This is a genomic window from Peribacillus sp. FSL E2-0159, from assembly GCF_038643155.1.
GTDB lineage: Bacteria > Bacillota > Bacilli > Bacillales > DSM-1321 > Peribacillus > Peribacillus simplex.
The window spans coordinates 1,705,378-1,730,597 of record NZ_CP152053.1; the positions used below are offsets into that span (position 1 = coordinate 1,705,378).

26 protein-coding genes are annotated in these 25,220 nt (G+C 43.0%); 25 read left to right on the plus strand and 1 reads right to left on the minus strand.

Annotated elements, in window-relative coordinates; all coding sequences use genetic code 11:
* Positions 1-86 precede the first annotated feature (86 nt).
* From NYE63_RS08480 to spoVM, 16 genes are all read left to right on the plus strand, one after another.
* On the plus strand, positions 87-962 hold the full coding sequence (locus NYE63_RS08480; protein WP_342604793.1) for a YicC/YloC family endoribonuclease: 876 nt from the start codon (positions 87-89) through the stop codon (positions 960-962).
* A gap of 53 nt (positions 963-1,015) precedes the next feature.
* Positions 1,016-1,279 carry a DUF370 domain-containing protein gene (locus NYE63_RS08485; protein WP_034313813.1) on the plus strand — a complete coding sequence of 88 codons (264 nt, stop codon included), beginning with the start codon at positions 1,016-1,018 and terminating at the stop codon, positions 1,277-1,279.
* Between the two features lie 10 nt (positions 1,280-1,289).
* A complete protein-coding gene (gmk, locus tag NYE63_RS08490; RefSeq protein WP_034313809.1) occupies positions 1,290-1,904 on the plus strand; it encodes a guanylate kinase in 615 nt (204 codons plus the stop codon).
* A 3-nt stretch (positions 1,905-1,907) separates the two neighbouring features.
* On the plus strand, positions 1,908-2,114 hold the full coding sequence (gene rpoZ / locus NYE63_RS08495) for a DNA-directed RNA polymerase subunit omega (RefSeq protein ID WP_098371057.1): 207 nt from the start codon (positions 1,908-1,910) through the stop codon (positions 2,112-2,114).
* A 261-nt stretch (positions 2,115-2,375) separates the two neighbouring features.
* Positions 2,376-3,584 (plus strand): bifunctional phosphopantothenoylcysteine decarboxylase/phosphopantothenate--cysteine ligase CoaBC, encoded by a 1,209-nt coding sequence (gene coaBC, locus NYE63_RS08500; RefSeq protein WP_342604794.1) that lies wholly within the window; start codon positions 2,376-2,378, stop codon positions 3,582-3,584.
* A gap of 6 nt (positions 3,585-3,590) precedes the next feature.
* Entirely contained in the window at positions 3,591-6,002 is a 2,412-nt protein-coding gene (priA, locus tag NYE63_RS08505; RefSeq protein WP_342604795.1) for a primosomal protein N', read from the plus strand.
* 95 nt (positions 6,003-6,097) lie between these two features.
* Positions 6,098-6,583: a peptide deformylase gene (gene def / locus NYE63_RS08510; protein ID WP_063231903.1), complete on the plus strand. Its 486-nt coding sequence runs from the start codon at positions 6,098-6,100 to the stop codon at positions 6,581-6,583.
* Entirely contained in the window at positions 6,580-7,539 is a 960-nt protein-coding gene (gene fmt / locus NYE63_RS08515; RefSeq protein ID WP_342604796.1) for a methionyl-tRNA formyltransferase, read from the plus strand. The genes def and fmt overlap by 4 nt, the downstream gene beginning before the upstream one ends.
* Positions 7,526-8,878 (plus strand): 16S rRNA (cytosine(967)-C(5))-methyltransferase RsmB, encoded by a 1,353-nt coding sequence (gene rsmB / locus NYE63_RS08520; RefSeq protein WP_342604797.1) that lies wholly within the window; start codon positions 7,526-7,528, stop codon positions 8,876-8,878. Before fmt ends, rsmB begins: the two co-directional genes overlap by 14 nt.
* On the plus strand, positions 8,878-9,972 hold the full coding sequence (rlmN, locus tag NYE63_RS08525; RefSeq protein ID WP_342604798.1) for a 23S rRNA (adenine(2503)-C(2))-methyltransferase RlmN: 1,095 nt from the start codon (positions 8,878-8,880) through the stop codon (positions 9,970-9,972). Before rsmB ends, rlmN begins: the two co-directional genes overlap by 1 nt.
* 4 nt (positions 9,973-9,976) lie before the next feature.
* Entirely contained in the window at positions 9,977-10,726 is a 750-nt protein-coding gene (locus NYE63_RS08530; RefSeq protein ID WP_342604799.1) for a Stp1/IreP family PP2C-type Ser/Thr phosphatase, read from the plus strand.
* Between the two features lie 5 nt (positions 10,727-10,731).
* Complete coding sequence (pknB, locus tag NYE63_RS08535) at positions 10,732-12,765, plus strand: Stk1 family PASTA domain-containing Ser/Thr kinase (RefSeq protein WP_342604800.1); 2,034 nt, start codon at positions 10,732-10,734, stop codon at positions 12,763-12,765.
* A gap of 23 nt (positions 12,766-12,788) precedes the next feature.
* Entirely contained in the window at positions 12,789-13,670 is an 882-nt protein-coding gene (gene rsgA / locus NYE63_RS08540) for a ribosome small subunit-dependent GTPase A (RefSeq protein ID WP_342604801.1), read from the plus strand.
* Between the two features lies 1 nt (position 13,671).
* On the plus strand, positions 13,672-14,319 hold the full coding sequence (gene rpe / locus NYE63_RS08545) for a ribulose-phosphate 3-epimerase (protein ID WP_342604802.1): 648 nt from the start codon (positions 13,672-13,674) through the stop codon (positions 14,317-14,319).
* An 81-nt stretch (positions 14,320-14,400) separates the two neighbouring features.
* Positions 14,401-15,054: a thiamine diphosphokinase gene (locus tag NYE63_RS08550; RefSeq protein ID WP_342604803.1), complete on the plus strand. Its 654-nt coding sequence runs from the start codon at positions 14,401-14,403 to the stop codon at positions 15,052-15,054.
* 121 nt (positions 15,055-15,175) lie between these two features.
* Positions 15,176-15,256, plus strand: a complete 81-nt coding sequence (gene spoVM / locus NYE63_RS08555) for a stage V sporulation protein SpoVM (protein WP_034313769.1) — start codon at positions 15,176-15,178, stop codon at positions 15,254-15,256.
* A gap of 191 nt (positions 15,257-15,447) precedes the next feature.
* Here spoVM and rpmB read toward each other — a convergent pair whose 3' ends face one another.
* Complete coding sequence (gene rpmB, locus NYE63_RS08560) at positions 15,448-15,636, minus strand: 50S ribosomal protein L28 (RefSeq protein ID WP_034313767.1); 189 nt, start codon at positions 15,634-15,636, stop codon at positions 15,448-15,450.
* Between the two features lie 253 nt (positions 15,637-15,889).
* On the opposite strand from rpmB, the gene NYE63_RS08565 reads away from it, so the two are divergent.
* The 9 genes from NYE63_RS08565 to fabG all read left to right on the plus strand — a co-directional run bounded on the left by NYE63_RS08565 (position 15,890) and on the right by fabG (position 25,186).
* The gene (locus NYE63_RS08565; RefSeq protein WP_048684651.1) at positions 15,890-16,252 is read left to right on the plus strand and encodes an Asp23/Gls24 family envelope stress response protein; all 363 of its coding nucleotides are present in this window, start codon (positions 15,890-15,892) and stop codon (positions 16,250-16,252) included.
* Between the two features lie 18 nt (positions 16,253-16,270).
* Entirely contained in the window at positions 16,271-17,941 is a 1,671-nt protein-coding gene (locus NYE63_RS08570; protein WP_342604804.1) for a DAK2 domain-containing protein, read from the plus strand.
* Between the two features lie 209 nt (positions 17,942-18,150).
* Positions 18,151-18,813: an L-serine ammonia-lyase, iron-sulfur-dependent subunit beta gene (gene sdaAB / locus NYE63_RS08575; RefSeq protein ID WP_342604805.1), complete on the plus strand. Its 663-nt coding sequence runs from the start codon at positions 18,151-18,153 to the stop codon at positions 18,811-18,813.
* Positions 18,814-18,850: 37 nt separating this feature from the next.
* Positions 18,851-19,735, plus strand: a complete 885-nt coding sequence (gene sdaAA, locus NYE63_RS08580; RefSeq protein ID WP_048684931.1) for an L-serine ammonia-lyase, iron-sulfur-dependent, subunit alpha — start codon at positions 18,851-18,853, stop codon at positions 19,733-19,735.
* A complete protein-coding gene (gene recG, locus NYE63_RS08585; RefSeq protein ID WP_342604806.1) occupies positions 19,732-21,783 on the plus strand; it encodes an ATP-dependent DNA helicase RecG in 2,052 nt (683 codons plus the stop codon). Before sdaAA ends, recG begins: the two co-directional genes overlap by 4 nt.
* 119 nt (positions 21,784-21,902) lie before the next feature.
* Positions 21,903-22,460 carry a transcription factor FapR gene (gene fapR / locus NYE63_RS08590; protein WP_034313744.1) on the plus strand — a complete coding sequence of 186 codons (558 nt, stop codon included), beginning with the start codon at positions 21,903-21,905 and terminating at the stop codon, positions 22,458-22,460.
* Positions 22,461-22,484: 24 nt separating this feature from the next.
* Positions 22,485-23,471: a phosphate acyltransferase PlsX gene (gene plsX / locus NYE63_RS08595; RefSeq protein WP_342604807.1), complete on the plus strand. Its 987-nt coding sequence runs from the start codon at positions 22,485-22,487 to the stop codon at positions 23,469-23,471.
* Between the two features lie 27 nt (positions 23,472-23,498).
* Entirely contained in the window at positions 23,499-24,446 is a 948-nt protein-coding gene (gene fabD, locus NYE63_RS08600) for an ACP S-malonyltransferase (protein WP_342604808.1), read from the plus strand.
* Complete coding sequence (gene fabG / locus NYE63_RS08605) at positions 24,443-25,186, plus strand: 3-oxoacyl-[acyl-carrier-protein] reductase (RefSeq protein WP_063231889.1); 744 nt, start codon at positions 24,443-24,445, stop codon at positions 25,184-25,186. Before fabD ends, fabG begins: the two co-directional genes overlap by 4 nt.
* The last annotated feature ends 34 nt before the right edge of the window (positions 25,187-25,220 follow it).

The following is a 25,220-nucleotide window of genomic DNA, read 5'->3' on the forward strand; positions in this document are numbered from 1 at the left end:
TGAGCTAACGTTTTCGTACTGTAGCTAATATATAATGAATGTTAAAGGCCAAATTACTACATTATGTTTGAATAGGATGTGGAACCATGGTTACCAGTATGACGGGCTATGGAAGAGATGAAGCGGAAAACCAACAGGTCAAGGTTTTTGCCGAAATTAAGACCGTGAACCATCGTTTTTGTGAATATACGATTCGTATGCCGCGCCAGCTTTTGGTTTTGGAAGAAAAGGTGAAGAGGAAGGCGAATCAATACATAAGAAGGGGACGGGTGGAAATCTTCATTACAGTGGAAGGTGAGAGCCTGGTTTCCAAAAAGGTGAAGATCGATTGGGATCTTGCTGATCAGTATGTGGGTTTGATGGATGAAGTTAAGGGAAAATACAATCTGGAAAGTTCCATTACATTACAGGATATGCTGCAACTTGAATCAATTTTCATGACGGAAGAAGTACCTGCAGTTCCTGCCGATTTGGAATCCCTGTTATTGAAGGCTGTCACAGGGGCATTGGAAAATCTGAAAAAAATGCGAAATCTGGAAGGTCAGGAACTGGCCTTGGACATGAAACGCCAGCTTGATAAGTTTGGTGAGATTGTAGCAGGGGTCAAAATGCATGCACCCTCAGTCGTCGAAAAATATAAAACCCGGTTGGAAATCAAACTGGCCGAGCTGACTGAAGGATTGATTGAAGATAGCCGCATTGTGACAGAAGCGGCCATTTTTGCTGACAAATGTGATATAAATGAAGAACTGACCAGACTCGATAGCCATGTACAGCAATTTTCAAGGACGCTTACCCATAGTGAACCAATTGGAAGAAAACTTGACTTCCTTGTCCAGGAAATGAATAGGGAAGTCAATACGATTGGATCAAAGGCAAATGATTCGGCCATTACCAAAGAAGTGGTGGAAATGAAAAGTCTGCTTGAAAAATTAAAGGAACAGGTTCAAAATATCGAGTAGTCGGTTTATGATGAACCTAACAAGGTGACAATAGATATGAATGGGGGACAAAAATGTCAATAAAGCTCATTAATATTGGTTTTGGGAATATCGTTTCCGCAAACCGAATCGTATCCATCGTGAGCCCTGAATCGGCTCCGATTAAAAGGATCATTCAAGACGCCCGAGACCGCGGATCCTTAATAGATGCTACATATGGTAGAAGAACTAGGGCCGTTATAATTACAGACAGCGACCATGTTATCTTATCTGCCGTTCAACCGGAAACGGTTGCCGCACGGCTTCAAGATAGAGATGACAGCGTAGAAGAGGGGTAACTGAAACAATATGAGAGAAAAAGGTTTATTAATCGTTTTGTCCGGTCCGTCCGGTGTTGGTAAAGGAACTGTAAGGAAGGCTATTTTTTCTCAGCCAGGAACGGCATTTGAATATTCAATTTCAATGACGACACGGCTGCCTCGCCATGGTGAAGTGGACGGAGTGGACTATTTCTTCAAAAAACGCGAGGAATTCGAAGCACTGATCGAAGAAGGGAAATTGCTGGAATATGCTGAGTTCGTCGGTAATTATTATGGAACACCCGTGGATTATGTCCGTGAAACAATCGATTCCGGAAAAGATGTATTTCTGGAAATAGAAGTTCAAGGAGCTAAACAGGTCCGGGAGAAATTCCCTGAAGGACTTTTCATTTTCCTTGCTCCTCCGAGTTTGACCGAACTCGAAAGCCGTATCGTTACTCGCGGAACCGAGACGGAGGAAGCGATAAAAGGACGGATGAAAGTGGCCAAAGAGGAAATAGAACTTATGGATCTGTATGATTATGTTGTTGAAAATGATCATGTGGATGCCGCATGTGCTAGAATTAATGCAATTGTAATTGCCGAGCATTGCCGTCGGGAAAGAGTTGCTGTTTTATATAAAAAAATGTTGGAGGCGGAATAAATAATGTTATATCCATCAATTGATTCTCTATTACTTAAAATCGATTCAAAATACTCACTTGTATCAGTGGCAGCTAAACGTGCCAGGGAAATGCAAATTAAAGATAATTGCCTTGTGACTAAACCGGTTTCCCATAAATCAGTAGGTCGTGCCCTTGAAGAAATTCATTCCGGTAAATTGACTTACGATAATTCTTACGAGGAAAACTAAAAGAACACATAGCTTGACCTATCGGGCCTGACACCCTAAAGCAAACAGGAGCGTTACATTTGGAAAGTGCTTCCTTCCTGCGGCCAAGGTGTCAGGCCTGTTTGTTTTGGTTTTTAAAAAAGTACCGGAGTCATTGATGAAAGCAGGCAAAGATATGGAATGTGTGGGAAATCCACAAGTTATTGGGCATTTCCAATGAAATTTCTTCGGTTTTCCGTCATAATTAAAAGAAAATAGAATGTATAGTTAGGGGAAATTTGCATGCTTATCGATAAAAAAGTACTTCTTTGTGTCACCGGCGGGATTGCTGTATATAAGGCTGCTGCCCTGACAAGTAAATTAACTCAGGAAGGTGCACATGTTAAAGTGATCATGAGTGAATCGGCACGTAAATTCGTGACGCCGCTCACCTTTCAAGCCCTTTCGAGAAATGATGTATACACAGATACTTTTGATGAGAAGGATTCTTCAGTCATTGCCCATATCGACTTGGCTGATTGGGCTGATATCATCCTGTTGGCTCCAGCTACAGCGAATGTCATTGGCAAGGTAGCCAATGGAATCGCGGATGATATGATCACGACCACACTACTGGCAACGGAAGCACCTGTTTGGGTTGCGCCGGCAATGAACGTGCACATGTACGCCCACCCAGCGGTTCAGAACAATATGGAGACACTACGGTCGTTTGGATATCAATTCATTGAACCGGGTGAAGGGTATTTGGCCTGCGGTTATGTAGGGAAGGGCCGATTGGAGGAACCAGAAACTATCGTAGAACACCTCAATCGATATTTCGGTGAACGCAAAACAGAGCAACAGCCTCTAAAAGGAAAGAAATATTTGATAACGGCAGGACCGACTCGTGAAGCAATCGATCCGGTGCGTTACGTGACGAATCATTCCAGCGGAAAAATGGGTTATGCCCTAGCTGAGCAGGCAATTGAAATGGGCGCTGAGGTAACATTGATTACTGGCCCAGTGAACTTGACGCCACCTTCCAAGGCTAGAGTAATACCAGTGGAATCAGCAGCAGATATGTATGATGCGGTATTCGATCAGTTCGATTCCAGTGACGTCGTAATCATGACGGCTGCAGTGGCGGACTATAAACCAAAGATTTATCATGCTCAAAAGATGAAAAAGCAGCCAGGAGAAAATGTGATTGAATTTGAACGGACAAAGGATATCCTTAAGGAACTCGGTGAAAATAAAACTCATCAGATCTTGGTGGGCTTTGCGGCTGAAACGAACAACGTTGAAGAATACGCCAGAGGAAAATTAGTTAAAAAGAACGCAGATATGATCGTTGCCAATAATGTTACCGTCGCAGGGGCAGGATTTGGAACGGATACGAACATCGTGACCATTTACGATAAAGATGGAAGTACGACAGAACTTCCAAAAATGAGTAAAGCGGATATAGCTAAAAGCATCCTGGCAGAAGTATCTCGCACGCAAAAGGAATGATGTCTTATGGATATAGCATCCGTCATTGTTGATGTACCTGCTAAACAAACGGATCGAGAATTCGACTATCGCATACCTGAAAAGTGGAACCAAGTCATCAAGCCCGGAATGCGAGTCATCGTCCCATTCGGTCCAAGAATGGTGCAGGGATTCGTCACAGACTTAAAAGCTAAAAGCGACTTTGCGAAATTACGCTATATAAAAGAACCAATGGATTTGGAGCCCATCCTTAATGATGAATTGCTTCAGTTGGGTGACTGGTTGACCAAAGAGGCGATGTGTTTTAAAATTTCAGCGCTACAGGCCATGCTTCCGGCAGCGATGAAAGCAAAGTATGAAAAAGTGATCAAAGTCGCTGAAGATAAAAAGGATCAGCTCCCTCCCTTCATTCAAAACCTTTTCGGAAAAAATGATTCAATATCTTGGAAAGACGTGATTGAAGGGGAGAACGCTTCCCTCTTCCAAAAGGAAATGCAAAATGGCAATCTTGAGCTCGTATATAATGTGAAAAACCGACTTAATAAGAAGACGGTCCGTGTCATTAAATCTTTGCTTTCCCCTAAGGAACTGAAAGAAATGGCATCAGCCATGTCCGGCCATGCAAAAAAACAACAGGAACTCCTTCATTATTTTATTGAACATCAAGAACCAATTCAGTTAAAAGAATTGCTTGAATTGATAAATACATCAAGCGGTACCGTCAAATCCCTAGTGTCAAAAGGGGCCTTTTCGGAAATGGACCAAGAAATATACCGTGATCCATATGAAAACCGTGTGTTCGAAAAATCCACTCCCTTTACACTAACTGCTGAACAAGCAGCTGCCTTGAAGCCCATTCACGAGAAAATTCATCATGATGAACATGATGTTTTCCTTTTATATGGTGTAACCGGCAGCGGGAAGACAGAAGTGTATCTACAGGCAATTGCCTCTGTCATCGAAAAAGGGAAAGAAGCTATCATGCTTGTACCTGAAATCTCCTTAACGCCACAGACGGTGAAAAGGTTTAAGGAACGATTTGGGGAGCAGGTAGCTGTCATGCATAGCGGTTTATCCGTAGGTGAAAAATATGATGAATGGCGGAAAATTCACCGTAAAGAAGTAAAAGTGGTGGTTGGTGCGCGTTCAGCCGTGTTTGCTCCTTTTGAAAACCTGGGACTGGTCATCATTGATGAAGAGCATGAATCCAGTTATAAACAAGAAGAAACGCCAAGGTACCACGCCAGGGACGTCGCCATTGAAAGAGCAAAATCATATGGGTGTCCGGTTATTCTTGGCAGCGCCACACCTACACTTGAATCTTTTGCGCGAGCCAAGAAAAATGTCTATAAATTATTGACCCTTAGCCAGAGGATGAATAAAAATGCGTTGCCAGCAGTGGATATTGTGGATATGAGGGAAGAACTAAGGACGGGAAATCGTTCCATGTTTTCGGAGCTGCTCTTTACCAAGCTGAAAGACCGGCTTGAGAAAGGGGAGCAAACAGTTCTGATGCTAAATAAAAGGGGGCATTCTTCCTTTGTGATGTGCCGAAGCTGCGGATTGGTCATCAACTGCCCTAATTGTGACATTTCACTTACATATCATCGCTTTAATGATATAATGAAATGCCATTATTGCGGTTTTGAAGAAGGGATGCCTTCCGTTTGCCCTGAATGTGAAAGTGAACATATAAGGTTCTTCGGTACAGGAACTCAAAAGGTTGAAGAAGAGCTTGCAAAAATCCTCCCTGAAGCACGGGTAATACGAATGGATGTTGACACGACGAGTAAGAAGGGTTCACATGAGCGGTTGCTGAATGCCTTTGGTGAAGGGAAGGCCGATATATTGTTAGGAACCCAAATGATAGCCAAGGGCCTTGATTTTCCTAATATCACCCTTGTTGGAGTCCTTTCTGCTGATACGATGCTACATCTGCCTGATTTCCGTTCTTCGGAAAAAACATTCCAGCTGCTGACACAAGTCAGCGGAAGGGCGGGACGTCATCAGCTTCCGGGAGAAGTGGTCATCCAAACCTATACGCCTGAGCACTACAGCATCGAACTTTCTGCGTTACAGGATTATGATGCTTTTTATGAACGGGAGATGCATCTAAGGAGGCAAAGTCATTACCCTCCCTATTATTATGTTGTCCTTATAACCGTTTCACATGAAGACTTAATGAAGACGGTGAGTGTTACTGAGAAAATTACCAATTATTTAGGCTCACGATTGAATCGGGATTCTATCGTACTAGGTCCAGTTGCTTCGCCCATTAGTCGAATCAACAATAGATATCGCTATCAATGTCTGATAAAATACAAACGAGAGCCGGACCTGAATCAGCATTTACGCACACTTTTGGAGCATTACCAAAAAGAAACCGCTCAAAATCATCTGCAGATTTCAATAGATTTAAATCCACAGATCATGATGTAATTGTTTAAGAGATGGATGATTACCGCGAGCTGTTACAGCTTGCGTTTTTATATAATGAAGTGTTGTTTTTCATATCTAGGAGGGTACCTTTAATTTTGGCTATTTTACCGATTGTCTTGTTTCCTGAAAAAATTTTACAACAAAAATGCGATAAAGTAACAAGTTTTGATAAAAAGTTGGCAAAGCTGTTAAATAACATGTATGAAACGATGGTGGAGGCGGATGGCGTTGGACTTGCAGCACCTCAGGTTGGCGTGAAAAAGCAAGTGGCCGTCGTTGAAATAGAAGAAGGGTCAGGTGCAATCGAACTGATTAATCCGGAAGTGGTGGAAATGGATGGCGAACAGACAGGTGTTGAAGGATGCTTGAGCTTCCCAAGTTTATATGGTGAAGTATCGCGTCCATACCGTGTCAAGGTCCGGGCACAAGACCGAAAAGGATCTTTTTTCGAGATAGAAGCGGAAGATTTCCTCGCAAGGGCCCTTCAGCACGAAATCGATCATCTGCAAGGAGTTTTATTTACAAGTAAGGTTTCCCGGTATATTTCGGAAGAAGAGTTAGAAAGGTTTGGAGAAGAATGACAAAAATTATTTTTATGGGTACACCGGACTTTTCAGTGCCGGTATTGAAAAGAATCATTGATGAAGGGTATGATGTGATCGCTGTTGTCACACAGCCCGATCGTCCAGTAGGCCGCAAAAAGGTGCTAACGCCGCCGCCAGTTAAGGTCGAAGCCGAAAAGCAGGGGATTCCCGTTTATCAGCCCGAAAAAATCCGTGAAAAAGAAGAACTTGAAAAGATCATTGCATTGAATGCTGACTTAGTGGTGACTGCGGCTTTCGGACAAATCCTTCCGAATGAATTGTTGGATGCCCCTAAGTACGGTTGTATTAATGTACATGCCTCCCTGCTTCCTGAACTGCGTGGAGGGGCGCCCATTCATTATTCCATTTTACAGGGGAAAGAAAAGACTGGGATAACCATCATGTATATGGCGGAAAAATTGGATGCCGGTGATATATTGACTCAGGCGGAAGTCACTATAGAGGAAGAAGACAATGTCGGTACACTGCATGATAAATTAAGTAAGATAGGGTCGGATTTACTTGCAGAGACACTTCCGAAACTTATTAATGAGGAGTTACAGGCGATCAAGCAAGATGAGACTAAAGCGTCTTTTGCACCTAACATCAAACGGTCGCAGGAAAAAATCGACTGGTCGAAATCAGGGGAAGACATTTATAACCATGTACGCGGCTTGAATCCTTGGCCTGTTGCTTATACAACCTTAGACGGTTCCATTTTGAAAATTTGGCAAGTAAAGAAACTAGAAGACGGCAAACAGGCTTTGCCGGGCACGGTCCTTGATGTACAAAATGATGGTTTCATCGTTTCGACAGGCAACGAGACGGCAATACTAGTGACAGAACTGCAGCCTTCAGGAAAGAAAAAAATGCCGGCGAAAGATTACTTGCGCGGAGCTGGTTCGTTCATTAAAGCAGGCATGAAGTTAGGAGAACAGAATGAAGCAAACTAAAAAGGGAGTACGTGAAATCGCTCTCGATATTTTGGAATCTGTAGAGAAAAACCAATCCTACAGTAACCTATTATTGAACAACTTGATTAAAAAGCACCAGTTATCCGTCGTGGACAGCGGTTTGCTTACAGAAATAAGCTACGGTACCATACAGCGGAAGATGACTTTGGATTATTATTTGAGCCCGTATATTAAACAACCTAAAAAAACGCAAAGCTGGGTCATCAACTTACTCAGACTTTCCGTTTATCAAATGGTCTATTTAGATAAAGTGCCTGATCATGCAATCATATTCGAGGCTGTCGAAATTTCCAAAAAGCGCGGACACAAGGGTACATCTTCAATGGTAAATGGTGTGCTTCGTAATATTCAAAGAAATGGTGTTCCTTCTTTAGATGATATAAAAAATGAGATGGAACGGCTTTCCATAGAAGTGAGTCATCCAATTTGGTTGGTCAAACGTTGGGTGGAGCAATTTGGTTATGAAAAAACCAAGGAAATGTGTGAAATAAACTTAACCGCACCATTACAGACAGGACGGGTTAATTTAAAGAAGATTTCACGCTCTGAACTAATCAGCATATTAACTGAAGAAGGATATGATGTTGAGGCAAGTGAAGTCGTTCCCGAAGCAATCGTCAGTTATAAAGGGAATCTTGCTCATTCAGAAAGCTATAAATTGGGGTATTTATCGATTCAGGACGAGAGTTCAATGCTTGTTGCACATGCATTGGGTGCGAATGAAAATGATGCTGTACTTGACTGCTGTGCTGCACCTGGAGGGAAAACGACACATATCGCAGAAGGTTTGACCACTGGACAAGTATATGCGCTCGACCTTCATGAGCATAAGGTCAAGCTCATAAAAGAGCAGGCGGAGCGCCTGAAACTCAGAAACAACATTAAGACAATGGCCCTTGATAGCAGAAAAGTGCAAGAACACTTTAATAAGGAAGGGTTTGACAGGGTCCTGATCGATGCACCATGTTCCGGGTTGGGAGTCATGCGCCGGAAACCTGATGTAAAGTACACTAAAACAAAAGATGATATAATGAAACTCTCAAGTATACAAAAACAATTATTGGAATCAGCTGCCCCGCTTGTTAAGCAAGGCGGGAGGTTAGTATATAGTACCTGTACGGTGGATAAAGAAGAAAATGAAAAAGTCGCTGCAGCATTTTTGGAAAGCCATCCGGATTTTGAAAGCGATGCAACCTTGTCCACAAGAATGCCTGAAATCGTTCAACCATTTATCGAGGGTCATACGCTGCAAGTTTTTCCGCAATATTTTAGCAGTGACGGATTCTTTATTGCGAGTTTTAGAAAGAAGGTGCTGTAATGGCAAAAATAACCAAATCATCAAGAGTAAGAAAAGACACGACACCAGAAAAACCATCGATCTACTCATTAGAGCTTCACCAAATTAAAGAATGGCTTATTCAAAATGGAGAGAAGGCATTCCGGGCCGATCAAGTATATGACTGGCTTTATAAAAAGCGTGTGTCCAGTTTTGAAGATATGTCCAACCTTTCGAAAACATTACGGGATAAGCTGGAATCACAATTCACCTTCACAACATTGAAAACGTTGATTCAGCAAACGTCAAATGACGGAACCATAAAGTTTTTATTTGAACTCCATGATGGATATTCGATTGAAACGGTGCTTATGCGCCATGAATACGGAAACTCCATTTGCGTGACAACGCAGGTAGGCTGCAGAATTGGCTGTACATTCTGTGCGTCGACACTTGGCGGTTTAAAGCGGAATCTTGAATCAGGGGAAATTGTTGCTCAGGTCGTTAAAGTTCAGCAAGCACTTGACGAATCGGAAGAACGTGTTAGTTCTGTCGTTATCATGGGAATCGGTGAACCGTTTGATAACTATGACAATATGATGTCATTCCTGAAGAATATAAACCATGAAAAGGGCTTGAACATCGGGGCACGTCATATTACCGTTTCCACAAGTGGAATCATACCTAAAATCTATAAGTTTGCCGAAGAAAGCATGCAAATAAACTTTGCTGTTTCCCTTCATGCACCGAACACGGAATTGAGAAGTAAATTGATGCCGATCAATAAGGCCTACAAACTTCCTGACTTGATTGAAGCCATCAAATACTATACAGAAAAAACAGGTCGCCGTGTAAGTTTTGAATATGGTCTATTCGGTGGCGAAAATGATACAGTGGAGCACGCAGAAGAATTAGCAAATTTAATAACCGGGATAAAATGCCATGTCAACTTAATACCGGTTAACTATGTACCTGAACGCAACTATGTACGTACACCTCGGGACCAAATTTTTGAGTTTGAAAAAACATTGAAGAAGCGCGGCATTAATGTAACGATCCGAAGGGAACAAGGCAGTGATATTGACGCAGCCTGCGGCCAGCTTCGGGCCAAGGAGCGCAAAGAAGAGACGAGGTGACCCTATGAGGGCAATATTTAAGACAGACCGTGGAAAAGTCCGCCAGCATAATGAAGATAATGGCGGGATCTTTAAGAACTCGGAAGGCGTTCGCCTTGCCATCGTTGCAGATGGCATGGGCGGCCACCGTGCCGGGGATGTAGCCAGTGCAATGACGATAGACCTTCTGAAAAAGGGCTGGGAAGTATCCACCGGTATCGAAACGGCAAATGATGCCGAGGGTTGGCTGAAGCAGCAAATCTTCTTGGTCAATCAGTTGCTTTTTGAACATGCAGAAGCGAATACGGAATGTAAGGGCATGGGGACCACCATTGTTGCAGCCATTTGCACCGACAAGTTTGCTACCATTGCCAACATCGGGGACAGCCGATGTTATTTGTATAATGAGAGCGGTTTTAAGCAGGTCACGGAAGATCATTCACTTGTTAACGAATTGGTCCGTTCCGGGCAGATTTCGAAGGAAGATGCAGAAAACCATCCACGGAAAAATGTTTTATTACGAGCCTTGGGGACAGAAATGCAAGTGGAAATGGACATTTTGACGGTCATCTTCGAAGAAAATGATTTACTATTGCTTTGTTCGGATGGTTTGACGAATAAAGTGAGTGAACAGGAACTGGAAGAAACGATAACCAATGGACGGCCACTTGAAGAGATGGCGAATTCATTAATAGATAAGGCCAATCACTACGGTGGGGAAGATAATATCACACTTGTGCTTGTTCAATTTACTGAAGAAAGTGAAAGCAGGTGAATTGAATGTTGATTGGTAGAAGAATCAACGGCCGCTATAAACTGATCGAGATGGTCGGCGGCGGCGGTATGGCGAATGTTTATCTTGCAAGGGATATGATCTTAGATAGGGATGTTGCATTGAAAATCCTTCGCATGGATTTTAATAATGACGAAGAGTTCATCAAGCGCTTCAATCGGGAAGCCCAATCGGCAACCAGTTTGGCCCATCCGAATATCGTAAGTATTTATGATGTTGGTGAAGAAGATTCCATCTATTATATTGTAATGGAATACGTGGACGGTTTCACACTTAAGCAATACATACAAAAATATTATCCAATTCCAATTGATGAAGCCTTGGATATCATGAAACAAATCACGGCAGCGATTTCCCATGCCCATCATAATGGGATCATCCATCGTGACATCAAGCCACAGAACATTTTGATTGATAAAGAAGGAACCGTCAAGATTACGGACTTTGGAATTGCATTGGCCCTAAGTGCAACAAACATAACGCAGACCAACGCAGTCTTGGGCTCGGTTCATTATTTATCTCCTGAACAGGCCAGAGGCGGTATGGCCAATAAGAAATCGGACATTTATTCACTTGGCATCGTCATGTTTGAATTGTTGACGGGTAGATTGCCTTTTTCTGGTGAATCAGCCGTTTCGATAGCTCTTAAACATTTACAATCGGAAACTCCTTCGCCAAAACGCTGGAACTCTGAAATACCTCAGAGTGTGGAAAATATTATCTTGAAAGCGACAGCCAAAGATTCATATTACCGCTATGAGAGCGTGGATTCAATGGAAGATGATATGCGGACGTCGCTTAATCCGGAGCGTTCAAATGAACTGCCTTTTGCGATTCCCGAAGATCATGATGCAACAAAAGCCATCCCCGTCATAACGGATGATCAGCTTTCAAGCATCGATGAGACAATCATTAGGGGTCCTGAAAAAAATCCATTAGTCTATGCGGACGAAGAAGAAAGTGAATCAGAAGCAGAGAGTAAATCGAAAAAGAAACAGAAAAAACAAAAGAAACAGAAGAAACAAAAAAATAAGTCGGAACACAAAGGTAAAAAACGAAAGAACATGCCTGCTATCTTGGTGACCACCTTTTTAGTTCTCGCCCTGCTTGCTGTTTTATCTGTCACTGTTGTACCTCCCCTCCTTGTTTCGAAGGAAGTGACGATCCCTGACCTAAAAGGGGAAGAATTGGATGATGCCATTACTGATCTGCTTGAATTGAAATTGGAAATTGGAGAAACGATCAAGATTGAAGATGAAGAGGTTGCAGCTGGTCTTGTAATCAAAACCAATCCTAAGGAAGGTAAGACGGTCAAGGAAGGCGCAGAAATCAATATTTATGAAAGCATTGGTAAAGAGACGATTTCATTGTCCAGCTATGAAGGCCGAGACTACTCAGATGTTAAATCCCTGCTTGAAAAAATGGGATTCAAAAACATAAGCGTGACTGAAAAATATGATGACAGTGCTCCCGGCACGATCATAGAACAATCGCCTTCGGGTGCCACTGGAGTCGTACCATCCGAAACGGAGCTTGAGTTAACGGTCAGTAAAGGGGAAGATCTGCTTAGCTTGAAGAACTTAACGGGGTTCAATAAAACTGGCCTTAATGATTATTCAAGTGAGAGTGGAATAAAGGTTGAGGTCGAAGAAGAAGTCTATGATGATTCCGTAGCAGAGGGGCTTGTCATTTCCCAGTCACCGGAACCTGCTACGAAGGTGGAAAAGGGCAGTACTGTGAAAGTAGTCCTTTCAAAAGGGAAAGAAGAGATTCCTCCTAAGAGTGTAACGGAGGAAGTCAAAATCGAGTATGATCCGGTTGAACCAGGCAAAGCGCAAAAAATACAAATTTTCATTGAGGATATCAATAATAGCATGACGGAGCCCAAAGAAACATTCTTTATCGTGGAAAATGCCAAGAGAACAATCGAATTAATGGTTTCCCCGGATAAGAAAGCAGGATATAAAGTCATGCGGGACAATCAGGTCATCATCGACCAAGCCGTCTCTTATCCAGAATAAATCTAATAATTAGGAGTGTGGTTATGCCCGAAGGAAAAATTATCAAAGCATTAAGTGGATTTTATTATGTCCTTGATGGTGAAGAGATATATCAATGCCGTGGACGGGGAGTATTCAGGAAGAATAAGGTAACGCCACTTGTGGGTGATTATGTGGTTTTTGAAGCGGAAAATAAAACGGACGGGACCGTGACCGAAATAAAACCGCGAAAGAATGAATTGATACGGCCGCAAATCTCGAATGTAGACCAGGCAATCCTTGTCTTTTCGGCAGTAGAACCTGATTTCAGTCCTGCCTTGCTTGATCGATTTCTCGTACTGATCGAAGATAACGAAATCGAACCCATTATCGTCGTGACGAAACTGGACTTGGTTACTGCTGAAAACCAAAAGAAATTGTCTCAGTATATCAAGGACTATCAGAAACTTGGCTATACTGTACTGGAGACATCTTCAGTTACCGCAGGAGGGATTGAAGAACTGGTGCCGTATTTAGAAGGAAAAACCAGTGTATTTGCAGGTCAGTCCGGCGTTGGGAAGTCGTCTTTGCTGAATGCAATCAATCCTGAATTGGCTTTAAAGACGGATGATATTTCTTCACACCTCGGACGTGGGAAGCATACCACCCGCCACGTTGAATTGATTCATATTGGCTCTGGACTTGTCGCGGATACTCCAGGATTCAGTTCACTCGAATTCATGGAAATGGAAGCTGAACGGTTATCCTATTGCTTCCCGGAGATGCATAAGCATGGGGAAGACTGTAAATTCCGGGCCTGCCTGCATGATAAAGAACCGAAGTGTGCAGTGAAGGAAGCGGTTGATACCGGGGAAATTCCCCGTTATCGATATGAGCATTATATGCAATTCTTAGAAGAAATCAGAGATAGAAAGCCGAGGTATTAAAATGGTTAAAATCGCACCATCCATTTTATCAGCTAACTTTGCAAAATTGGGAGAAGAAATTCTTGATGTGGAAAGGGGCGGAGCGGATTTAATCCATGTAGATGTCATGGATGGGCATTTCGTGCCGAATATTACGATAGGCTCACTAATTGTCGAGGCTATCCGACCGGTGACAAAGCTTCCGCTTGATGTTCATTTAATGATCGAACAACCCGATCGTTATATCGAAGCTTTTGCGAAAGCTGGAGCCGATTATATAACTGTACATGTAGAGGCATGCACTCATTTGCACCGGACGATCCAATTGATTAAGTCTTTTGGTGTAAAGGCAGGCGTGGTGCTTAATCCAGCCACTCCAGCTTCCTTGATCCAACCTATAATCGAGGATATTGACATGGTGTTGTTGATGACGGTTAATCCGGGTTTTGGCGGGCAAAAGTTCATTAAATCCGTACTGCCCAAAATTGCCGAAGTGAAGGCGATGGCAGGAATGTATAATCAGAATTTGGAAATAGAGATTGATGGCGGAGTAAATGAAGAGACGGCTAAACTATGTATTGAACAAGGGGCGACAGTCCTAGTGGCCGGCTCGGCAATATATAATCAAGAAGATCGACACGCAGCGATTCAAAAGATCCGGGGAAAGTGATATAAGCCGACACTATCATATTCGTATGATGGTGTTCGGCTTTTTTTATCAATTGAATATATATAGAAAAGGATGATTTAGATGATTATTAGTATAATGGCTGGAGGTCCTGAATGTCTTTGGCCGGATCTGACATGGTATAAGGAGAAGACTGATCTTTGGGTCGGGGTTGATAGGGGAGTATGGTCCTTGCTTGAAAAAGGTATCGTACCTAGGTGCGGTTTTGGGGATTTTGATTCAGTTTCGGAAGGTGAATACAAGAAGATTGAACAAAGGCTAGAACAAATCAATCTATATTCTTCGGAAAAGGATGAAACGGATTTAGAAATCGCATTTAAATGGGCAATAGGGAAAAAGCCAAGTGAAATTCACATTCTGGGCGCTACAGGGGGGAGAATGGACCATTTTCTTGGGAATATCCAGCTTCTCCAAAAGGAAAGTGTCCTCCCTTATCATGGCGATATAGATATATACATAGTTGATCAACAAAATATATTCACAGTAAAGACAGCGGGTTCATATGAGGTCACTGCTTTGAATGATAAGAAGTACTTGTCATTGCTCCCTGTAACGGCGGAAGTCACCGGCATTACTCTTTCGGGTTTCAAATACCCACTGAATGATGCAAGCTTGGAAATAGGTTCGACGCTTTGCATTAGCAATGAACTAATTTCCGAATCTGGGAATGTTTCATTTGAGAAAGGCATATTAATGGTGATAAGAAGCAGTGATTAAAATTCATGCTTAGAGCAGATTCGGATATAATTACGATCATCCTATATCCGCTTAAAAGCTTATGTTGTAATAGAAAAATTCCACTTCATCTTATTTGTGGGATGCAAAGAGGAGGGGCATGATGAAATTTTATACGATTAAATTGCCAAAAGTTCTGGGCAGTTTGGTAAGGGCTATGCTCGGAGCGTTTAAAAAAGGCTGATACTTATCTCCATGACACCTCTCGAATATAGGGAGGTGTTATTTTTCGGGAAAATGAAATGCGCGACCATCCATTAATGGGTGAAGGCTGCCTTTCTTGATGCAGGCTAGACCTGATCAAAGAATGATAACCATCCCCATTAAATACTGGCCAGTACAAGTAAAAAGGCATCCTAAGAGGATGCCGTAACATTATACGCGTTCTACTTTGCCCGATTTAAGAGCTCTTGCAGAAACGTATACACGTTTAGGTTTACCGTCAACTAAAATACGTACTTTTTGAAGGTTAGCGCCCCATGTACGCTTGCTAGCGTTCATTGCGTGAGAGCGGCTGTTACCAGAACGAGTTCTTCTTCCAGTGATTACACATTTACGTGCCATGTTAAATTCCCTCCTAACTACAACAAGCTTAAGTTTTTCGCAGTCGTCTTAAGTCTTTGTAAAATACTTTAATAATTTATCATACCTACCGTTAGAATGCAATACTTCAGTTAATTACTTTCAAGAAAAAAACCTTGACATACATACTTCAAAATTGAATTATATAGAGTGCCGTAAGACATTTACTTTTAAAACCATAGACATTATAGTAAAATGTCTTTAGTTGATTTGATTTTTTGGGAGGGAAAAGAAAATGTCTATCGAATTACAAACGAAGTATGGACAAATTGATATCTCTAATGATGTTATCGCTACTGTAGCAGGCGGTGCAGCCGTGGATTGCTACGGAATTATAGGAATGGCTTCCAAAAAACAATTTAAAGACGGCATTGCCGAAATTTTAAGAAAAGAAAACTTTACTAAGGGTGTAATTGTCCGTCAAGAAGAGGAAGAAGTTCATATCGATATGTATATTATCGTAAGTTATGGAACGAAAATCTCGGAAGTTGCACATAATGTGCAATCAAAGGTAAAGTACACTCTGGACAAAACTGTAGGATTAGCTGTTGATTCCGTTAACATTTTTGTACAGGGAGTTCGTGTGACGAACCCTTAAGTATAGGAGGAAAGTTTTGTGTCAATTACAAGTTTAAACGGAAAGCGCTTTGCAGAAATGATCATTCAAGGTGCCAACCATTTAGCGGCTAATGCCCAAATGGTTGATGCATTGAATGTTTTCCCTGTTCCAGATGGTGATACAGGAACGAATATGAATTTATCGATGACTTCGGGAGCGAAGGAAGTGCAAAATAACGTCCAGGAACACATCGGGAAAGTGGGTACGTCCCTTTCAAGAGGACTGCTGATGGGTGCACGCGGCAATTCGGGAGTTATCCTTTCGCAACTGTTCCGCGGTTTTGCTAAAGCGATTGAACATAAATCGGAAATCAATAGTGAAGAATTTGCCCAAGCTTTTGAAGCAGGGGTTCAGACAGCTTATAAAGCTGTTATGAAACCCGTTGAAGGAACCATTTTAACGGTTGCAAAAGATGCAGCCAAGCAAGCGGTTTCATCAGCGGCAAAGCACATAGACCTTATTCAGGTAATGGAAGAAATCGTTACGGAGGCCAATGCTTCATTAAAACGTACACCTGATCTTCTTCCAGTCTTAAAAGAAGTGGGAGTCGTTGATAGCGGCGGGCAAGGGTTGGTGTTTGTTTATGAAGGTTTCCTTGCTGAGCTGAAAGGTGAAGCCCTTCCAGTCAGATCTGCAAATGGCCCAAGCATGGATGACATAATCAGAGCCGAACATCACATGAATGTACAAGGGCATATGAACACGGAAGATATCGTGTATGGCTACTGCACGGAATTCATGGTCCGATTGGAAAGTGAAAAACTTGCCAATAAATCATTTGATGAAGAAAAATTCAGAAATGATTTAAGTGAATACGGAGATTCTTTATTAGTCATCTCAGATGATGAAGTTGTTAAAGTACATATTCACTCTGAACAGCCTGGCACGTGCCTTAATTATGGACAGCAATATGGTAGTTTAATAAAAATGAAAATCGACAATATGCGTGAACAGCATACTGCGATTGTAGGTGAGACGAATACACCGCTTCAAACTAAACCGTCCACCAAAGAGAAGTACGCTGTAGTGTCAGTGGCGATGGGTGCTGGGATAAGCGAATTATTCAAAAGCATCGGCACTAAGTCCGTAATCGAAGGCGGACAAACGATGAATCCTAGCACGGAAGATATCGTTAAAGCTGTCGAAGAGGCGTATGCAGATCATGTAATCATCTTGCCTAACAATAAAAATATCATCATGGCGGCTAATCAGGCTGCAGACGTACTTGGGGATCATGTGACTGTTATCCCATCGAAAACAGTACCACAAGGAATGGCTGCATTGTTGGCTTTCAACCCTTCCCTTGATGCTGAAGAGAATAAAAAAGCGATGAACGAAGCCCTTTCACATGTGAAAACGGGCCAGATTACTTATGCTGTCCGGGATACCAACATTGATGGTCTTGCAATCGAGACCGGGGACTTCATGGGAATTGCTGAAGGAACCATCAAAGTGAAGGATAAAGATATGACTAAAGCGGCAAAAGATCTTCTCTCCGATATGATTGACGAAGATTCAGAAATCCTTACCATTTTATATGGAGAGGATGCCACTGCTGAAGATGTCGAAAGTCTTGTTGCGTTTTGTAATGAGAATTTCGAAGACGTTGAAGTTGAAGTTCATAATGGGAAACAACCATTATATTCTTTTATTTTTTCAATTGAATAAGTAGAGAGCCATGAACATAAGGGAGACTTATTCGTTACATTGTTTGGAGTATCCTGAAAAAAAATAAAAGGCAATAAACTGCATATGTCATTAGGCTATGCAGTTTTATTTTTATGAAAAAGAAGGATTACGGACAGCGTAATTGTAATTACAATATATCAGGCATTATTATTAAACTAACTCCCAGTGTATAGAAGGAGGAGTAAATCATGAAATTTAGAAGTGTATTCGATATAATTGGTCCTGTTATGATCGGCCCCTCTAGTTCCCATACAGCAGGAGCTGCAAGGATCGGTAGGGTTGCCAGGAATTTATTCGACCGGGACCCAAAATGGGCCCATATTTCTTTTTACGGATCGTTTGCCAAAACCTATAAAGGCCATGGAACGGATGTAGCCATTGTAGGAGGCTTACTTGATTTTGATACATTTGATGAGAGAATTAAAGAATCGCTGGAAATAGCCCGCAAAAAGAAAATGAAAATTACTTTTCGAGAAGAAGAAGCCGTACCGGAACATCCCAATACAGCAAAAATAACAGTTGGTGATGAAGATGGTGAACTGGAACTTGTCGGAATATCGATTGGCGGGGGAAAGATCGAAATCGTCGAACTGAACGGGTTTAAATTGAGGCTCTCCGGGCACAACCCTGCCATACTCGTCGTTCATGATGATCGATTTGGAGCCATTGCCAATGTTTCTAACATATTAGCCAAGCATCAAATCAATATTGGCCAGATGGAAGTCTCCCGAAAAGAGAAAGGGAAGATGGCCTTGATGACGATTGAAGTGGACCATAACCTGGAGGATCACGTCATCGCTGAAATTACAGCACTCCCCAACATCACTCAAGTAGCAAGGATTGTGGATTGATAGGGCAATCGTTTCCACTTAGGAAGGAGAAGAAATCATGTTTCGAAATGTAGCGGAATTAGTAGAATTAGCTGAATCAAAGCAGAAAAAAATTTCAACGCTGATGATAGAGCAGGAAATGGAAGTAACGGGAAAAAGCCGTGAAGAAATCATCCGCCAGATGGGAGTCAACCTGGATGTAATGGAACAGGCAGTTGAAAAAGGACTTCAAGGTGTACGGTCCGTTTCCGGCCTGACGGGAGGGGATGCAGTCCTTCTTCAGAATTACATTAAATCCGGAAATTCCTTATCCGGTGAACTGCTGTTGGATGCGGTAAGCAAAGCTGTGGCAACAAACGAAGTGAACGCAGCCATGGGAACGATTTGTGCGACACCGACTGCCGGATCTGCTGGTGTTGTGCCTGGAACCCTTTTTGCTTTGCAAAATAAATTAAAACCGAATCGGGAACAGAAAATTGAGTTCCTATTTACAGCAGGGGCGTTTGGTTTTGTAGTAGCGAATAATGCATCGATCTCTGGAGCCGCAGGGGGCTGTCAGGCGGAGGTCGGTTCTGCTTCGGGTATGGCAGCGGCAGCCATCGTTGAAATGGCAGGAGGGACACCGGCACAAAGTGCAGAGGCGATGGCAATCACATTAAAGAACATGCTTGGTCTTGTGTGTGACCCTGTTGCTGGGCTTGTGGAGGTGCCTTGTGTGAAGCGTAATGCTATGGGTGCAGCCAATGCTATGGTTGCCGCAGATATGGCGTTAGCGGGGATCACAAGCCGCATACCGTGCGATGAAGTGATTGATGCGATGTACAAGATCGGGCAAACGATGCCATCGGCTCTTAGGGAAACTGCACAAGGAGGTTTAGCGGCTACACCGACTGGGCGGGAGTTGGAAGCGAAAATCTTTGGCTTACCGCTGAATAAGAAGTGAATTCGACTTTACAAGAACCCATAACAGCAGTAAAAGGTATTGGGGCCGAAACGGCAGCGGCATTGGGCGAAATGGAGATCCATACCGTCGCGGATCTCCTTGAGCACCTCCCATATCGCTATGAAGATTACCGATTGAGGGATTTAGAAACGGTCGAGCATGATGAGCGGGTTACAGTAGAAGGCAGGGTTCATACGGTGCCCACGTTAGGGTACTTCGGAAAGAAAAAATCCAGGCTTACGATTAAAGTGTTGACTGGAAGATATTTAATAAATGTCATTTTTTTTAACCAGCCATATCTGAAGCCCAAGCTTGCGATAGGCGAAACCGTAACAATAACAGGAAAGTGGGATCGTCATCGCCAAACCATTACAGGCTCGGAATGCCACGTTGGTGATCGTAGCCGGGAGAAAGAATTCGAACCGGTGTACTCAGTGAAGGGCAGCATTACAGTCAAAGGGCTCCGCCGCTTTATCTCCAAGGCATTTTCTGAATATGGGACAATGATAGAAGAAAATCTGCCTCCGCAATTACTGGTGGCATACAAACTGATGCCGCGTAACGATGCTCTTCGCACCATGCATTTCCCTCAATCGGCCAATGATGTAAAAAAGGCTCGACGACGTTTTGTGTATGAAGAATTTTTATTGTTTCAACTTAAAATGCAGGCACTTCGTAAAGTGCAGCGGGAACAGTCAAAAGGAATTGGCCAGGAGTTTGACATGGAGCAGCTGGAAGCCTTTGTTGGAACTCTCCCTTTTCCTTTGACGAATGCTCAGAATAGAGTCGTCGAGGAAATAATGAATGACATGAAATCTCCCTACAGGATGAATCGTCTGCTTCAAGGGGATGTCGGGTCTGGAAAAACGGTGGTTGCTGCCATATGCCTGAAGGCGACGATAACAGCAGGTTTCCAAGGTGCACTCATGGTCCCGACGGAAATCTTGGCTGAGCAGCATACACAATCCTTGAAGGCGATGTTGGAACCGAGTGGAGTAAAGGTCGCATTGTTGACAAGTTCGGTAAAAGGCAAAAAGCGCAAGGAACTATTGCAAATGCTCGAATCCGGAGAGCTAGATCTTTTGATAGGAACTCATGCGTTGATACAGGATGAAGTGAATTTTCGGAACCTAGGTCTTGTCATAACGGATGAACAACATCGTTTCGGAGTGGAGCAGCGCCGAATCCTTCGTGAAAAAGGTACAAATCCAGACGTGCTTTTCATGACGGCTACACCGATTCCTCGAACTCTCGCTATTACAGTGTTTGGGGAAATGGACGTCTCAACGATCGATGAAATGCCTGCCGGGCGTAAAGCGATAGAAACCTATTGGGCGAAACACCAAATGCTTGATCGGATCTTAACCTTTGTCGAAAAGGAACTAAAGAAAGGGAGACAGGCTTACGTCATCTGTCCATTGATTGAGGAGTCGGAGAAACTCGATTCTTTACAGAATGTTCTTGATGTTCATGCAATGCTGACACAATACTTTGCGAATAGGTACAAAGTGGGGCTTATGCATGGACGGCTGCCCGCTGATGAAAAAGACGAAGTGATGCAGCAGTTTAGTGCCAATGAAGCACAAATCCTTGTATCCACGACGGTTGTCGAGGTTGGGGTGAATGTTCCAAATGCAACGGTAATGGTCATTTATGATGCGGAGCGCTTTGGGCTTTCACAGTTGCATCAGTTACGCGGAAGGGTAGGACGGGGGAGTGATCAGTCCTTTTGCATCCTGCTGGCTGATCCAAAAACGGAAGTCGGCAAAGAACGGATGAAAATCATGACCGAGACAAACGATGGTTTTGCCCTTTCTGAAAAAGATTTGGAACTTCGTGGCCCCGGGGACTTCTTCGGTAAAAAACAAAGCGGCCTTCCCGAGTTCAAGGTAGCCGATATGGTCCATGATTACAGGACCTTGGAAGTGGCAAGGACGGATGCTGCAAAATTGATTGCCTCCCAAAGCTTTTGGCATTCCCCGGAGTATGCACCGCTGCGGAACTATTTAGAGGGAACGGGCGTATTTACGGGAGAAAAATTGGATTGATCTGAATAAAAAACCGATAGCAGATTGTGAGATTTCACGCAATATCTTGCAATCTGTTTTTAAAATATATATACTACTATTAGTACCTAGTCATAATACTACGGATGGTGACCTTCAAAATGCGAAGAAATAAGAAGGAACGCCAGCAATTATTAATCGAAACGATTAAACAGAATCCTTTTGTAACGGATGAGGAGCTGGCTGAAAAATATTCGGTGAGCGTCCAGACCATTAGGCTTGACCGTCTTGAATTATCGATACCGGAACTGCGTGAACGTATTAAAAGCGTGGCCGAGAAAAAATTCAGTGACGAAATCAGGGCATTGCCTTTGGATGAAATCATCGGGGAAGTAATTGATCTTAATTTAGATGACAATGCAATTTCGATTTTGGATATAAATAAAGAGCATGTCTTTAAGCGGAATGGAATTGCAAGGGGACATCACCTTTTTGCCCAAGCAAATTCATTGGCTGTAGCAGTCATAAATGATGAATTGGCATTAACTGCGAAAGCATCCATTTTATTTACTCGTTCTGTAAAGGAAAATGAAAGAGTGGTAGCTAAAGCGAGGGTCAAAAACGTGGACCACACCAATGATCGTTCCGTGGTGGAGGTTAGAAGCTACGTGGGTAATGAACTGGTTTTTAAAGGCGAGTTCGAAATGTATCGCTCTTAACTTGCTAGAAAAGGATGAAATAAAATGAAGATAACGATAGATGCAATGGGTGGCGATAATGCTCCCAAGGCACAGGTTTTGGGTGCGATGAAAGCTGTCGAGACTTTTTCCGATGTGGAAATCACCTTGATAGGCAATGAATCCGAGATTAACCAATACTTAACGAAACATGGCCGAATAAGGGTTATACATACTGATGAAAAAATATTAAGTACCGATGAACCTGTTCGTGCGGTTCGCCGCAAGAAAAGCGCCTCGATGGTATTGGCTGCACAGCAAGTGGCTGATGGAGAGACCGATGCATGCATTTCTTCAGGCAATACCGGGGCGCTAATGGCTGCAGGCCTGTTTGTGGTCGGAAGGATAGAAGGCATCGAACGTCCGGCATTGGCTCCCACCCTTCCGACAATCGATGGTAAAGGTTTTGTATTACTGGATGTAGGCGCGAACTCCGATGCGAAACCGGAGCATCTCCTTCAATTCGCTATAATGGGGTCTGTTTATGCCCAAAAAGTGCGGGGAATCGAAAAGCCCCGTGTCGGACTGCTTAATATCGGCACAGAAGAAAAAAAAGGGAATGAACTGACTAAGCATGCCTTTACATTACTGCAGCAATCATCGGAGATATCCTTTATAGGTAACGTAGAGGCAAGGGACCTCCTAAGCGGGCCGGCAGATGTTGTCGTAACGGACGGCTTCACGGGAAATATGGTGTTAAAGACGCTTGAAGGTACTGCTATGAGCGTATTCAAAATGGTGAAAACGGCCTTGATGAGCAATCTCAAGAGTAAGTTGGCTGCAGCAATGGTAAAGCCTGAACTAAAAGGCATAAAAAATAAAATGGATTACTCGGAGTATGGCGGTGCTGGCCTATTCGGTTTGAAGGCCCCAGTCATTAAGGCTCATGGTTCTTCAGATGCGAATGCGGTCTATAATGCTATACGCCAGACTCGCGATATGGTTGGAAATGACGTCATATCGACAATTGCGGAGACGATAGAAAAACAATAATAAATCATAGAGGCAGGGGAGTAACAGATGGGTAAAATTGCTTTTGTCTTTCCAGGACAAGGATCACAATCAATAGGAATGGGGCATGGCTTATTTCAGGAAAACGAGCGTGCTCAGCAAATTTTTCGAACAGCTGATGAAAAACTTGATTTTCCACTTTCTGAATTGATCTTTAATGGCACACAACAAGAATTAACGGTGACTTATAATGCACAGCCTGCTTTATTGACCACGAGTTATGCTTTTGTCAAGGAGTTGGAAGAAGCGGGGATCAAACCCGATTATACAGCCGGGCACAGTTTAGGTGAATATACGGCATTAGTGGCATCTGGTGCAATTTCTTTTGAAGATGCCGTATATACAGTGCGTAAGCGTGGTGAATTCATGGAAGCTGCGGTACCGAATGGACAAGGCTCAATGGCTGCGATATTGGGAATGGATCGGGAAGCACTATCTGATGTCACTTCTGAAATTACTGCCACAGGGGAATCCGTTCAATTGGCTAATATTAATTGTCCAGGGCAAATCGTCATTTCAGGCACCTCGGAAGGGGTTAAACTTGCTAGTGCAAAAGCCAAGGAAAATGGGGCTAAACGGGCTCTTCCTCTTGAAGTGAGTGGACCGTTCCATTCGGAATTGATGAAACCGGCAGCAGAAAAGTTACAGGGTGTCCTCGATGAAGTGAGCTTCAAACAGGCAGAAATTCCTGTCATTTCAAACGTAACGGCTAAGCCCATTACAGCACCTGCTGAAATAAAAGAAAAATTAATCGAACAGCTGTATTCACCGGTCCTTTGGGAGGACAGTGTGAAAAATCTACTTGAATTGGGCGTGGATACGTTCATCGAGGTGGGTCCGGGGAAAGTATTGGGCGGATTGATAAAAAAAATTGATCGTTCCGTTCAAATTCACTCGGTATCCGATATAGATACTCTAACTAAAACAATTGAAACTTTGAAGGGGGTACAAGCATGATCCTCGAAGGTAAAAAAGCACTTGTAACGGGAGCTTCACGAGGTATTGGCAGGGAAGTTGCATTAGAACTTGCCCGTCAGGGAGCAGACGTTGCCATCAACTATTCTGGCAGTGAAGCTAAAGCTAATGAAGTGGTTGATGAAATCAAGGCATTGGGCCGTAAAGCATTCGCCATCCAATGCGATGTTGCAAATAGTGAATCGGTGACAAGCATGATCAAAGAGGTCGTCGAACAGTTTGGCAGAGTGGATATCCTGGTTAATAATGCAGGTATCACACGTGATAACCTATTGATGCGTATGAAAGAAGATGAATGGGATTCTGTGATTAATACGAATCTTAAAGGCGTGTTCCTATGCACCAAAGCGGTTACAAGGCAAATGATGAAGCAGCGTAGCGGCAGGATCATCAATATGGCATCGATCGTCGGCGTCAGCGGAAATGCAGGGCAGGCTAATTATGTAGCGGCTAAAGCTGGTGTGATCGGCCTGACTAAAACCACGGCAAAGGAACTTGCTTCAAGAGGCATTACGGTCAATGCGATTGCCCCAGGTTTTATCTCAACGGATATGACTGGTGAATTGCCTGAAGACGTCCAAAAAGCCATGCTGGACCAAATTCCGCTTGCACGGTTCGGTGACCCTAAAGATATTGCTGCAGTGGCGTCTTTCCTCGCTTCTGAGGCCAGCAAATATATGACTGGGCAAACTCTTCATGTAGATGGCGGCATGGTCATGTAAGTTTTCTTTGATTTTTTTCGAAATTAATTTATAA